General features: G+C 66.0%; 11 protein-coding genes. 3 read left to right on the forward strand and 8 right to left on the reverse strand.

Annotated elements, in window-relative coordinates:
• Positions 1-305 precede the first annotated feature (305 nt).
• Entirely contained in the window at positions 306-956 is a 651-nt protein-coding gene (locus FGS76_RS10310) for a response regulator (protein WP_205717243.1), read from the forward strand.
• 5 nt (positions 957-961) lie between these two features.
• Here FGS76_RS10310 and FGS76_RS10315 read toward each other — a convergent pair whose 3' ends face one another.
• The 7 genes from FGS76_RS10315 to FGS76_RS10345 all read right to left on the reverse strand — a co-directional run bounded on the left by FGS76_RS10315 (position 962) and on the right by FGS76_RS10345 (position 10,389).
• The gene (locus tag FGS76_RS10315; protein ID WP_240692501.1) at positions 962-4,432 is read right to left on the reverse strand and encodes a hybrid sensor histidine kinase/response regulator; all 3,471 of its coding nucleotides are present in this window, start codon (positions 4,430-4,432) and stop codon (positions 962-964) included.
• Positions 4,433-4,439: 7 nt separating this feature from the next.
• Positions 4,440-4,661, reverse strand: coding sequence for a hypothetical protein (locus FGS76_RS10320; RefSeq protein ID WP_138772561.1), 222 nt, complete (start codon positions 4,659-4,661; stop codon positions 4,440-4,442).
• Positions 4,661-5,278: a 3'-5' exonuclease gene (locus FGS76_RS10325; protein ID WP_338081329.1), complete on the reverse strand. Its 618-nt coding sequence runs from the start codon at positions 5,276-5,278 to the stop codon at positions 4,661-4,663. The genes FGS76_RS10320 and FGS76_RS10325 overlap by 1 nt, the downstream gene beginning before the upstream one ends.
• Before the next feature lie 18 nt (positions 5,279-5,296).
• Complete coding sequence (locus tag FGS76_RS10330) at positions 5,297-7,120, reverse strand: DUF294 nucleotidyltransferase-like domain-containing protein (protein WP_138772563.1); 1,824 nt, start codon at positions 7,118-7,120, stop codon at positions 5,297-5,299.
• 88 nt (positions 7,121-7,208) lie between these two features.
• Positions 7,209-9,005, reverse strand: coding sequence for a sodium:solute symporter family protein (locus FGS76_RS10335; RefSeq protein WP_138772564.1), 1,797 nt, complete (start codon positions 9,003-9,005; stop codon positions 7,209-7,211).
• Positions 9,006-9,024: 19 nt separating this feature from the next.
• Positions 9,025-9,282 carry a DUF4212 domain-containing protein gene (locus tag FGS76_RS10340; RefSeq protein WP_138772565.1) on the reverse strand — a complete coding sequence of 86 codons (258 nt, stop codon included), beginning with the start codon at positions 9,280-9,282 and terminating at the stop codon, positions 9,025-9,027.
• A 111-nt stretch (positions 9,283-9,393) separates the two neighbouring features.
• Positions 9,394-10,389, reverse strand: coding sequence for a tRNA dihydrouridine synthase (locus FGS76_RS10345; protein WP_240692502.1), 996 nt, complete (start codon positions 10,387-10,389; stop codon positions 9,394-9,396).
• 189 nt (positions 10,390-10,578) lie between these two features.
• On the opposite strand from FGS76_RS10345, the gene FGS76_RS10350 reads away from it, so the two are divergent.
• Both FGS76_RS10350 and FGS76_RS10355 read left to right on the forward strand, forming a co-directional pair.
• A complete protein-coding gene (locus tag FGS76_RS10350) occupies positions 10,579-10,989 on the forward strand; it encodes a GFA family protein (protein ID WP_138772566.1) in 411 nt (136 codons plus the stop codon).
• Between the two features lie 66 nt (positions 10,990-11,055).
• Positions 11,056-11,295 (forward strand): exodeoxyribonuclease VII small subunit, encoded by a 240-nt coding sequence (locus tag FGS76_RS10355; RefSeq protein WP_138772567.1) that lies wholly within the window; start codon positions 11,056-11,058, stop codon positions 11,293-11,295.
• Here the strand turns inward: FGS76_RS10355 and FGS76_RS10360 are convergent.
• Positions 11,292-13,586 carry a CHASE2 domain-containing protein gene (locus FGS76_RS10360; protein WP_138772568.1) on the reverse strand — a complete coding sequence of 765 codons (2,295 nt, stop codon included), beginning with the start codon at positions 13,584-13,586 and terminating at the stop codon, positions 11,292-11,294. The two genes, FGS76_RS10355 and FGS76_RS10360, sit on opposite strands and share 4 nt — an antisense overlap.
• Between the last annotated feature and the right edge of the window lie 67 nt (positions 13,587-13,653).

A 13,653-nucleotide genomic window follows, 5' to 3' on the forward strand; every position in this document is an offset into this window, starting at 1 on the left:
CCGCGATGAACCTTTTTTTATGCCCCCTGCCCGGCCTCCCCCGATTCTCGACCAAGGTCTAATTCCCTCTCCGCCCCGGCCCCGGATAATAACCGCACCTCCACGGTGGCCGGGGAAACCGCCGTGTATCCGCCAGACTTTGCCTTGCTCCGCCGGTATTACGGCTCAGGAGAGTTTCCAAGGCGCCCCCTGACCGGGGCGCCTTCTCTTTTTTGGGGACGACTGTTTCGCCGCCGATGGGCGCCAGGGCACGGCAGCCGGATTATTGCCGTGTATACTGCCGGGATAACGAGTCACAGGCCCTAATAATGAAAATACTGATCGCCGACGACCATCCTCTTTTTCGCGCCGCCTTGCGCCAGGCCGTGGACGTGAGCTTCCAACGGGCCGAGATCGTCGAGGCGGACTCGTTGGCCTCCCTGGAGAAACTGGGCGAGGATCAGGTCCCCTTTGACCTGATTCTGCTGGACCTGCACATGCCCGGTACCCATGGCTTTTCCGGGCTGATCTATCTGCGCGAACTGTACCGCAAGGTGCCGGTGGTGGTGATCTCCGCCAACGAGGCGGTGGAAGTGGTGCAGCGCTCCCTGCAGTTCGGCGCCGATGGCTTTATCCCCAAATCCGCCTCGGTGGAGGCCATGACCCGGGCGCTGTCGCGGATCATGGACGGTGAACGCTGGGTGCCCGAGTACGCCCGCCGCCATGCGCCGCCGGACCCGGGAGAGTTCGCCGGCATGCGCGAGCGCATCACCCAGCTCACGCCGCAACAGTTCCGGGTCATGGGCATGCTGATGGAAGGCATGCAGAACAAGGTGATCGCCTACGAACTGGACGTCTCGGAAGCCACCGTCAAGGCCCATATGACCGCCATCTTCCGCAAGCTGGGGGTACGCAACCGCACCCAGGCGGTGCTGGCGTTGAAGGACCTGGCCATCGAACCGCCGGGCCTGGAATAGGCCGGCTAGAGCCCGCGCAGCACGTCGAGAATGGCCCCTTCGCTGACCGGCTTCTGCAGAAAGCCGATACCTCGCTCCTCCGCCTCGGCGCGGATGTCCGCCCGGCGGTCGGCGGTGATCAGCACCGCCGGCACCACCTCCTCCCAATGGCCGTCCAGGGCATCGATGACATGAAAGCCGTTTTCCCCGTCGTCCAGTTGATAGTCCACCAGCAACAGGTCCGGCTCCGGTGCGTCGGCGGCCTTGCGCAGGGCCTCCTCCCGGGAGCGGGCGGTGATCGGGTCACAGCCCAGCGCCCGCAGCAGCGCCTCCAGGCTGGCCAGCAGGCCGGGATCATTGTCCACGCAGAACACCCGGGTGCCGGCCAGATCGCGCCGGTCCGCCAGCGGCGCCGGTACCGGCGCCGGGGCCGGCGGCTGGGCGGAGTCGGCGGCGGCCAGCGGCACATACACGGAGAACACCGTGCCCCGGCCCGGCCAGGAATCCACCGTGATGCGGTGCCCCAGCAGCCGGCAGATGCGGTCGGCGATGGCCAGCCCCAGGCCCAGGCCCTTGACCTGCCGGCGGCCCTGCTGGGGCAGCCGCATGAATTCATGGAACACCTTGGTGTGCTGATCCTCGGGAATGCCCGGGCCGGTGTCCCAGATCTCGATGCGCAGGGTGTCGCCGCGCCGGCGGCAGCCGAACAGCACCCGCCCGCGCTCGGTATAGCGGACCGCGTTGGACAGCAGGTTTTGCAGCACCCTTCGCAGCAGCGCCTCGTCGGTGCGCACCCGCAGATCGCTGAACACGGTGTGCAGGTCCAGGCCCTCGGCCCGGGCCAGCACGCTGAACTCCTCGCCGAGCTGCTCCATCAACGGCCGCACCGCCACCACCGACGGGTGCGCCTGCATGGTGCCTGTGTCCAACCGGCTGATTTCCAGCAGCGCCGAGATAATCTGCTCGGCGGCCCGCAGGGAGCTGTCGATGTGCCCCAGCACCTGGCGCTCGTCGCCGAACTGTTCGCCGCGCTGGCCGAGGCGCTGGGACAGGGACGAGGCGAACAGCTGGGCGGCGTTGAGCGGCTGCATCAGGTCGTGGCCGGCGGCGGCCAGGAAACGGGTCTTGCCCTCATTGGCCTGCTCCAGCTGGCTGTTCACCTCGGACAACCGGCGGGTGCGCTCCGACACCATTTGTTCCAGGTTCTCGTTGATCTGCCGCAGGGCGATCTCGTCACGCTTGCGCTCGGTGATGTCCATATAGGTGCTGACGAAACCACCGCCTTCCATGGGGTTGCCGCGCACTTCCACGATCACGCCATTGGGCAGCTCCCGCTCGAAGCTGTGGGCGCTGCCCTCGCGCAATAGCTGCACCCGCTTGAGCACGTCCTGTTCCAGATCGTCGCCGGCGTAGAAACCGCGCTCCGCGTTGTGCCAGTACACCTCCTCGATGGGACGGCCCAGGCGGATAAAGCCTTCCGGGTAGCCGAACAGATTCACGTAGGCCTGGTTCCAGGCCACGATGTTCAGGTCCCGGTCCACCACGCAGATGCCCTGGCTGATGGTCTCGATGGTGGTGCGCAGAAGCTGATGGTTGAACTGAATCAGCTGCGACGCCTCGTCCATGATGCGCACCATGTCATCACGGCGCACACTCTGCTTGCTGAGCAGCGACCCCATCACGATGCGCGCGGTGGACGCGCCCATGGCACCGGCCAGCAGCCGCTCCACGTAGCGCACCAGATGCAGCGGCGCCGGCAACGACGGGTCCTCGGAAATCTGCCGGCGGTGCAGATAGTCGAAAAACAACGGCCGGGCCCGGGGGTGGCCCAGACCGCGCTCGCACACCTGCAGCAGTTCCCCGGTGGTGATCAGCGGATGGCCCATGCCCTCGCGCCACCAATCCGTGGGCGTGTCCACGAAGCGGGTGGCCTGGGTTTCTTCCAGCGGGCTATGGGTGGCCCGTCGGGAAAAATAAATATAGGCCAGCAGGTTCAGGCTCAGGCTCCAGAACACCCCATGGGTCAGGGGCTCCAAGCCCTCGATACCGAACAAGGCGTTGGGGCGCAGTACGCCCAGGCCGAGCAGGCCGTGAAGGTTCAGGTAGCCGACCCAGTCCATGGGCAGCACCAACGGCAGCAGCAAACAGTAAAACCACACCAGGAAGCCGAGGATCAGCCCGACGAAGGCACCGCTCTGGTGGCCGCGCCGCCAGTACAAACCACCGAGCAGCGCCGGCGCCAGCTGCGCCACCGCCGCGAACGACAGCAGGCCGATACGGGCCAGCCCCTCGAAGCGGTCGATCAGAAGATGGAACAGGAACGCCAGCGCCAGCAGCACCACGATGCTCAGCCGCCGCAGCAGGCGCACCTGGTTGCTCAGGTCGGACAGTTCCTCGTCGCCCTGGATGCGGTACTGCACCCAGGCCGGCATCAGCACCTCGTTGGTGAGCATGATCGCCAGGGCCATGGTGGACATGATCACCATGCCGGTGGCGGCGGCGATGCCGCCGATGAACGCCAGCAGCATCATGCCGTTGTTGCCGGTCGCCATGGGCAGCGACAGCATGTACATATCGGCCTGCGCGGACGGGTTCTGGGTAAGCAGGCCGGCGGCCACGATGGGAATCACGAACAGGGCGAACAGGGCCAGGTACAGCGGCATCAGCCAGCGCGCCTTGCGCAGATGTTGCAGGTCGTTGTTTTCCACCACCCCGGCATGGAACTGGCGCGGCAGGCAGAGAATCGCCAGCATCGACAGCAACAGGGCGGTGACGAAGTTCTGCGAGAACAACGCCGGTTCGAAGGTGCCGCGAATGCGCGGCGACGCCATCATGTTGCGCCACAGATCCAGGGGCCCGTTGAACACCACGAACAGACAGAACAGGCCGATGATCACGAACGCCACCAGCTTGATAAAGGACTCGAAGCTGACCGCCAGCATCAGGCCGGACTGGTGTTCGGTGGCGTCGATATGGCGGGTGCCGAACAGCAGGGTGAACACCGCCATCAGCGCCGACACCGCCAGGGCGATATCCAGGGGCGGCGTGGCGCTGGCGCCCACCACATGCTCGAAGGACAGGGTCACCGCCTTCAGCTGCAAGGCGATGTAGGGCAACACGCCGACAATCGCCACCACCGTGACCAGCACCGCCAGCTGCCGGGATTTGCCGTAGCGCGCCGCCAGAAAGTCGGCGATGGAAGTGATGTGGTGCTGCTTGCCCACCGACACCAGCTTGTAGATCAGCTCACCGCCCAACAGCATGGTGAGGATCGGCCCCAGATAGATGGGCAGGTAGGTCCAGCCACTGTGCGCCGCCTCCCCCACCGCGCCGTAGAAGGTCCAGGAGGTGCAGTACACACCCAGCCCAAGGCTGTAAGTCCAGGCATTGTTGACCACGCGCAGGCCACGGCGCTCGGCGCGATCGCCCCACCAGGCGATGATGAACAGCACCATTACATACAACAGGGCCAGCAGGCCCAGCTGCCATAGACTCAACAAGGTGTCACCACTGAAACAGAACCTGACAGAACCGTACCACCACCGCCAGGATCAGCACCAACAAACCGGCCCGCTGTATCTTGAACTCCACCACCGAGAGCGTCATGCCCCGGGTCCAGAATCGCAGCACGCCGCCCCAGTCGCCGGTGCGATGAATGTAGTGGCCATAGGCGAACAGCACCAGCGCCAGGCCCAGCAGCAACAGAACACTTTGCAGATATGCCATCAGAGGTCTCCTTGGCCGGTGGCGGCCATGGGATTCAGTTTCAGGTACATCAGCGCCGCCGTGGTGGCGTCCCCCCGGGCGGTGTGGCGGCCGATCACCGGCACCCCGAGTTTGCCGGCCACCTGTTCGAAGCGCAGGTCCGGCAGACCATTCGGGCTGCGGTAGTGCTCGCGCTTGCGGAACAACGCGGACAGTTCCACCACCGGATTGGGCAGTTCAAAGCCCAGCGCCGGTCGCAGATAACGATTGATCACCGCCAGGTCGAAGTCCACGCACCAGCCCACCAACGGCCGGTTGCCGATAAACGCCAGCAGCTTTTCCAGCGCCTCGCGGACCTGTATCCCCTGGGCCAGATCCACGCCGCGCAGGCGGTGAATACAGATCGATTCGCCGTCCAGGCTGGCCGGCGCCGCCAGATGCAATTCCAGGGCGGCGCCGGCGCACACCCGGCCACCGCGAATCGGCACCGCCGCCACCGAGACCAGCTCCGCCCGGCGCGGGTCCAGACCGGTGGTTTCGCAATCCAGCGCCATCAACTCATGGCCGTCCGGCGCCTGGAACAAATGCCCGTAGGGGCCGTTACCATGGCGGCGTTTCTGAACCAGTCTTTTCAGCACGGCAATACTCCCTATGCCTCAGTATTCGAGATGGAAACGCCGGGACAGGCGTTTCTTGAATTCATTGACCACCTGCAGTGAGTCGCGCAGCAGATCCCGCTCCAGGGCGGACAGGCGTTCCACCAGCAGTTGATTGCCCGGCGGGTGCTCCCGATCCTGGCCCTCGCCTTCCAGGCGGGCCAGTTGCTGGCGCAGGCGCAGTTCCGCGAACAGCGCCATGGCCTCGCCCAGCTCCTCGGCGAACCCGGCGTCCAGCTGCCCGGCGTCCACCAGCTTTTCCAGCCGCGCCAGGGTACCGGTCTCGGTGATGCGCTGTTCCAGGCTCATGGCGCGCACCCCATGCACCACCGGGAACAATCCGCCCTTCTTGATATCGATGCCCTGGTCGGGCTTTTTCAGGGCGCCGAACCAGTTCAGGGGTGTGGAGAACTTCAAGGACGGGCGGGCGAACCGGGACAGCAGAATCTGGTCGCCGCTGCAGCGCTGGAACAGCGTTTCCCGCAACGTATCCACCAGCTCGGTGCGGCCGGCCACCGGGTGCGCGTCGATCAGAATGGCCAGGTTCATCATCGCCGCGTCGTCGCCCTGCCCGGCCCAGCGCGACACCTTGGCGCGCCAGTCGGACACCGACCCCACCCACTCCGGGTTGGACACCATGATATTGCCCGGGCAGCGTGGATAGCCCAGGGTCAGCAGGGTCTCGGTGAAGCGGCGCATGTGCTCGTCACGGTCCGGCCAGTGGGCGGCGTCGTCGAGAATCAGGGCATTGTCCTGGTCGGTCTTCAGGATCTGCTCGCCACGGCCCTCGCTGCCCAGCACCAGCAGACAGCCATGGTCCTGGCTGGCCTCCGGCACCACGAACTGAAACGCCTTGCTGATGATGCGGCCGTTCAGCGCCGCCAGCAGGTCCATGGCGAAGCGCATTTTCACCCCCTGGGCCATCAGCGCCCGGATCAACTCCGGCAGGCGGGCGCTGGCCAGGGACAGCGCTTCCAGATTGTCGGCGCGCTCCACTTCCAGGCCGACCACATAGGAGCGGCTGGAGAAAAAGCTGAGCACATCGGTAAGTTCCACCACCCCCACCGGCTTGCGCCCTTCCATCACCACCACCCGCTCCACTTCATGGCGGGTCATGCTGACCAGGGCGGCGAACAGGTACTCATCCGGCGGCACCTTCACCAGCCGGAAGGTGGCCAGGGACAGGGCCGGCGACGCCGGTGTCAGCCCCTCGTCCACTAGCCCCCGCAGCAGGTCGGTCTTGGTGATCACGCCGACCCGGCCGTCGCGCTCCACCAGCAGGCTGTCCGCCTGCCGTTGGTTGAGCGCCGCCACCGCCTGCTGCACGGTGCCGCCGGTGGGCAGCACCAGCGGCTCACGCATGCACTGGTGCACCCTGGCGAGCATGAAGCCGGCCATGGTGACGCCGCCTTCCCGGCGTTCCGCCAGCAGCCGGTTCTTGCCGGCCAGACGTTGGCGAAAGTGGTCGGCGAATGCCGGCTGCTCCTCACAGAGGGTTTTGAACAGCGCGGCGGGAATCAGATAACAGAGGGTTTCTTCCTCGGTAATGAAGCGGTAGCGGCTGCGGCCATTGAGCACGCTCAGCGCGCCGAACACATCACCGGCGGTGTACACGCCCAGGCGCCCGGCGTCCGCCGGCAGGGTCGGGTCCAGTTCCAGTACCGCGCCCTTGTGCACCACATAGACGTAATCCGAGGGCCGGCGGGCTTCCAGCAGCACCTTGCCGGCTTCGAAGAACGCCATTTCCATGGCCGCCTTGAGCCGCTCCCGATGGGGCTCGTCCAGCAATGAGAAAGGCAGTTGTTCGAAATCCAGGTCGATCATGGCGATGCACCGGGTATTACAACGGCAATCGGGGCGGCGCCGCGCGCCACCCCGATAATTACTTTACTCCGTTTTCCGTGACCGGGCGTCAGTGGGCGTGGGCCGCACCGGAGCCGCGCGGTACACGGATGTCCTCGACGATATGCTGGATGTGCTCCGGCGGCGGCGCGGTGACGCGGGACACCACCAGGGCAACGATAAAGTTGAGGATCATACCCACGGTACCGATGCCCTCCGGCGATACGCCGAACAGCCAGTGGGCGGCGGTGTTCATCTCCGGGGCCACGAACTTGAAGTAGACGATGTAGCAGAACGTGAACGCCAGGCCCACGGCCATGCCGGCAATCGCCCCTTCCTTGTTCATGCGCTTGTAGAAGATGCCCATGAGAATCACCGGGAAGAAGCTGGCCGCCGCCAGGCCGAACGCGAAGGCGACCACCTGCGCCACGAAGCCCGGTGGATTGATGCCGAAGTAACCGGCGATGATGATCGCCACCACCGCCGCCAGCCGCGCGGCCAGCAGTTCCTGCTTCTCGCTGATATTCGGCTTGAGGGTCTTCTTGAGCAGGTCGTGGGACACCGCCGAGGAGATCACCAGCAACAGGCCCGCCGCCGTGGACAGCGCCGCGGCCACGCCACCGGCGGCCACCAGGGCGATCACCCAGGCCGGCAGATTACCGATCTCCGGATTGGCCAGCACCATGATGTCCCGGTCCACATAGATTTCGGAACCGTTGTCCGTGGGCGTATTGGTAATCACCCGCTGGCCCACCGGCCCGGTGGCTTCCTCACGGCTGCCGGCGAAGGTCGGTGCGCCCTTGAAGGGGTCGCCGGCGGCCATCTGCACGCGGCCGTCGTTGTTCTTGTCCAGCCAGCCGATCAGACCGGAGTTTTCCCAGTTGTAGAACCAGTCCGGCAGTTGCTGGTATTCGGCGTTGTTGACGGTTTCGATCAGGTTGGTACGGGCGAAGGCACCCACCGCCGGTGCGGTGGTGTACAGCAGGGCGATAAAGAACAGCGCCCAGCCGGCGCTGATGCGCGCGTCGCGCACCGTGGGCACGGTAAAGAAGCGCACGATCACATGGGGCAGACCGGCGGTGCCACACATCAGGGCGGCGGTGATAAAGAACACGTCGATGGTGCTCTTGGAGCCGTCGGTATAGGCGCCGAAGCCCAGGTCCTGAACAATCTGGTCGAGGCGGTCCAGCAGGTACACGCCGGTGTCGTTGCCGGCGGCGTCGAGCACGGTGGCGCCGAAGCCGGTCTGCGGCAGCACATGGCCGGTCATCATGATGGACAGGAACACCGCCGGCACCAGGAAGGCGAAAATCAGTACGCAGTACTGGGCCACCTGGGTGTAGGTGATGCCTTTCATGCCGCCGAGAACGGCATAGAAGAACACGATGGCCATGCCGATCACCACGCCGGTGTTCACATCCACTTCCAGGAAGCGGGCGAACACAATGCCGACGCCGCGCATCTGCCCGGCCACATAGGTGAACGACACGAAGATCACGCAGATCACCGCCACGGTGCGGGCCACGTTCGAGTAATAGCGGTCACCGATAAAGTCGGGCACCGTGAACTTGCCAAACTTTCGCAGGTAGGGGGCCAGCAACATGGCCAGCAACACATAGCCGCCGGTCCACCCCATCAGGTACACCGAGGCGTCGTAGCCGGCGAAGGCGATGATGCCGGCCATGGAGATGAAGGAGGCCGCCGACATCCAGTCCGCCGCGGTGGCCGCCCCGTTGGCCAGCGGCGATACCCCGCCCCCGGCCACATAGAACTCTTTGGTGGAACCCGCCCGTGACCAGATCGCTATGCCGATGTACAGCGCGAACGATCCGCCCACAAATAGATAGGTGAGAAATTGAACATCCATCTTTCAGTCCTCTTTGTTATTACTCTTCGTGGACGTCGAATTTGCGATCCAGCTTGTTCATGGAGCGCGCGTACATGACGATCAGCACCAGGAACACATAGATCGAACCTTGTTGCGCGAACCAGAAGCCGAGCTTGAAACCGAAGAACTGAATGTTGTTGAGCGCATCCGCCAGCAGGATGCCGCAGCCATAGGACACGACGAACCAGACGACCAGATAACTCAGAATCAGCTTTACGTTGGCGGCCCAGTAGGCGCGGGCATTTTCTTCTCTCATTGGTCTACCCCTCTGCGTACTCACTGGAAAACTCTTGCGAGTCTTGCAGCAGAGACTAAACAAAGGGGTGGTTGCCCACAGTATGACTTTAGTCGAAGGGCCCGAAGCGGCTCAGGCGGGGGATCCGGTGACGGGTCGGGCGGCGGGTCGGGAGGGCAGCCGGGTGGCGGCCTGATGAAGTGCCTCGGCCAGGGGTTCGATAAGGGTTTCCCGTTTTACCGATTCCAGCAGCGGCCCGGCCTCGGGCCAGCGGCGCCGGGAGTAGCTCAGCCACTGTTTCACCCGGCCGCACAGCTGGGCGTCGGTACCGGTGCCGACAATGCTGTCGGCGAAGCGACACAGCACCGCCAGCACCTGGTCCCAGGTGGCCGGCGCGCCGGCCTGCCCGTGCTGGTCACGCAGCTCCCGGCATAGCAGCGGGTTGGCAACCGCGCCGCGCCCCAGCATCAGGTCCTGGCAGCCGCTTTCGCGCTGGCAGCGGCGGGCGTCCTCCAGGGTCCAGATTTCGCCATTGGCGATTACCGGCACGGTGACCGCTTCCCGAATATCACCGATGCGATCCCAGTAGGCCGGCGGCCGATAGCCCTGGCGCTTGGTGCGCCCGTGCACGGTGAGCCAGGCGGCGCCGGCACTCTGCACGCCCCGGGCGTTGTCCAGGGCCCGCTGGTCGTCGTCGTTGCCGAGTCGCATCTTCACCGACACCGGCACCGTGGCCGGCACCGCCCGGCGCACGGCGGCGGTGACCGCGTGCACCAGCTCCGGTTCGTCCAGCAGCACCGCGCCACCGCGATGGCGGTTCACGGTTTTCGCCGGGCAGCCGAAGTTCAGGTCGATGGCCGGTGCTCCCAGCTCCACCGCCAGGGCCGCGTTGTCCGCCATGCAGGCCGGGTCCGAGCCCAGCAACTGCAGGTGCACCGGGGTGCCCGCCAGGGTGCGGGCGCCGTGGCCCAGTTCCGGGCACCAGCGGTGCAGCACCCGGGGCGGCAGCAGCTCGCCGTTGACGCGCACGAACTCGCTGACGCACCAGTCGTAGGCGGCGCAGGCGGTGAGCACCTGGCGAACCCAATAGTCCGCCAAGCCCTCCATGGGGGCGAGGATCAGTTTCATGGGCGCGGAGTATACAGCAGGGAGGGTGGGGGCAATGAACCCCGCCGGTACCGCAAGCGAAACGCCATAGATATAAGGAGATCAGAGGAAGAAGCCGCTTGCGACGACCCGGCGGGCATTTCACTATAGGTGGCCCCTGTTCGCGGCGGAAGGCCGTGGTTAGACCCATTTGGAATGAGGAATTTGCCCATGAGTACCTACCAAGGCGGCTGCCTGTGCGGCAAGGTGCGCTACCAGATTCGCGGCCCCTTTCATCAATTCCATCTATGCCACTGCTCCCGCTGCCGCCGCTTCAGTGGCACCGCCCATGCCGCCAACCTGTTGGTGCCGCCGGACCACCTGGAGTGGCTGGAGGGCGAGTCGCTGGTGCGCCGCTTCGATCTGCCCGGGGCCAAATTCTTCGCCCGCGCGTTCTGCACGGAATGCGGCAGCATGGTGCCCCATGCCCGCCAGGACGGCAGCCTGGCGGTGGTGCCGGCCGGCGGCCTGGATCAATCTCCGGAAATGGACCCCAACGACCATATTTTCTGGGATGACCGGGCCGACTGGTACGAACACGGCCTGGGCGCCAAGAAGTACCCGCAGGGCCCCCAGGGCTGATGGCCCGAATTGACCACCCCGGTGGCGCTGCGGTACCTTGGCGCCCCCGTTCCGAGAGAGAGCCCCATGGCCAACGAAGCCCCACAACTGGAACAAGCCCTGGACAACCTGGAAGCCCTGGTGGAGCGGATGGAGTCGGGTGAACTCACCCTGGAAGAGTCCCTGGCGGCCTTCGAACAGGGGGTCAAGCTGACCCGCGAATGCCAGCAGGCGCTGACCCGCGCCGAGCAAAAGGTGCGCATCCTGCTTGATCAGGACCCGGAGGCCGAGCCGGCCCCCTTCGAGGGCGACGCCCCGGCCCCCTAAACCGCCGGAAAGTGCATGGTGAAGGTGGTGCCCCGGCCCTCCTCGCTCTGACACTCGATGACACCGTGGTGCTTGTCCACCACGGTCTTCACGAACGCCAGTCCCAGCCCCACGCCACCGGCCATATTGGCGCTGTCAAAGCGCCGGTAGAACTCGAACACCCGGGGCACCCAATGGGACGGAATGCCCACCCCCTGGTCGCTGACCCGGCAGAACACCCGGCCGGCCTCGTACCACACCGACACCGTCACCGCCGACCCGCGCGGGCTGTATTTGATGGCGTTTTCGAGCAGGTTGAACAGCGCCCGCACCAGATAGGACGGGTCGCCGTACATCAGCGCCTTTTCATCATCGATCACCCCGGTTTGCAGCCGGATCGACTTGCTCCGCGCCAGCGGCCAGGCCCGGTCCAGGGCCTCCAGAGCCAGGTGCGCCGGCAGCACTTCCTGAAAGCGCAGGGCGCCGAATTCCACCTTGGCCAGCTGCATGAAATCCTCGGTCATTTGCAGGGCCAGACTCATCTGGCGTCGCAGGCGCCCCAGGAATTCCTCTTCCGGCAGCGCCGCCGGACTGCTCTGCAGGTCCAGCAACGCCATCACACTGGCCTGAGGGGCCTTCATGTCGTGGGATAGAAAACGCAGCATATGGGCGCGCTGTTCGGCGGCGCGGCGCTCGCCGGTCATGTCCACCAGACTCACCAGCCAGCCGTGCACCCGGGCCGCCTCGGCGGCATAGCGCACCACATCCAGGCGGAAATGCCGGCCGTCCCGGTCCACCAGGGTTTCCTGGTCCCAGCGGCTGATGTCGGTGCCCCGGTTCGGCTCGGTCAAACAGGACGGGCAGCCGTCCAGGGCGCACAGCTCCCGCAGGGCGGCTCTCAGCAGTATCTTTTCCGGTTGCTCCCGCAGTTGCAGCCATTGCCGGGCGCGACCGTTGGCGATCAGCACCCAGCCGGCGTCATCCACCAGCAGGGTGATCACCGGCAACGATTCCAGCAGGTCGTTGACGAACCGGCTGGAGGCGCGCAGCCGGTTCAGCCCGCCCTCCAGCAGGGCGATTTGCCGGTGGGTGCGGCTGCCCCAGCGCACCGGCGCCCGCGGGCGTGGCACCGGCAGCCGGTTGGGTTCCAGGTCGAGCCGGTCGATCTGGCGACTGAACCAGTTCAGCGTCACCGCGCTGCTACGCCAGGACCACAGCACATAGAGCAGCACCGTGCCCAGCAACGACGCCATCGGCGGCCACCACAGACCCAGCTCCAGCCCGGCCCAGGAGACCGTCGGTATCAGCACCAGCATCGCCAGGAAAGGCCCGTGCACCCGCTCCAGGCGGGTCAGCACCACGATGCCGGCGAGCAGCAGCACCGGCAACAGCGACAGCAGCACCCGCCAGGGCACCGACATTTCCTCGATCACATAGCCGCTCAGCAGGCCATCCAGCAGGTGCGCCTGGATTTCCACCCCGGCCATGCTGCCCCAGCGCCCGGAAACCGGCACCGCGTAGCGGTCCCCGAGGCCGGGGGCGGTGGCCCCCACCAGCACGATGCGGTTCTTCAAAAAGCCGTTCGGCACTTCGCCGTTGAGCACGCTGACGTAGGGCACCTCGGGGTAACGCCCGCGCGGCCCCCGGAAAGGAATGCGCACCACATGGTCGGCGAACCAGTGCCCGCCCGCCGGCATCGACTCGCCGGGCATGGTGGTGGGCACTTCGCCGCGCAGCGCGGCGTAGACCCGCCAGGCCAGCTGCGGCCACCAGCGCTGGCCATCCCATTCGCGCAGGGCCACGCGGCGAATCACGCCGTCGGTGTCCGCCGCCGCGTTGATGTGGCCCAGGCCGGCGGCCGCCTGGCGGATCACCGGCACCGGCTGCACGAACTCCGGCGCTTCCCCCGGCGCCGACATGGATGCCCGGAACACCGGCACGAACACCCGCCCCTGGTCGGCCATGGCCCGGGCCAGGCGGCTGTCCGCCTGCGGCGCGCCGGGCTCCACCAGCAGAATATCCAGCAGTACCGCGCGGGCATCGCCCAGGCGTTCCAGCAGGCGCCCGTGCACCTCCCGACTCCAGGGCCAGCGGCCCAGCTCCCGCAGGCTGCGGTCATCGATGGTGACGATCAGAATGTCCGAGGCCGGCGCCCGCTCCGAGACCCGCATCAGCAGGTCGTAGAAGGGTTCGTTGAATGCGGACAGTTCACGGGAGGCGAACCAACCGGTGAAAACCAGGACCAGCACCAGCAGCGTGGCGCCATCAAGCGAAAGGCGTCTGAACAACGCCGCCTTGCTGTCCGGCGTCATGATCGCCGCACGCCGTATCTACTCAATCCGGCCTCCCCTCGTTCCAATAGATGGTTCCAAATAGATG

This window comes from Alloalcanivorax gelatiniphagus, from assembly GCF_005938655.1.
In the GTDB taxonomy this organism is placed as follows: domain Bacteria; phylum Pseudomonadota; class Gammaproteobacteria; order Pseudomonadales; family Alcanivoracaceae; genus Alloalcanivorax; species Alloalcanivorax gelatiniphagus.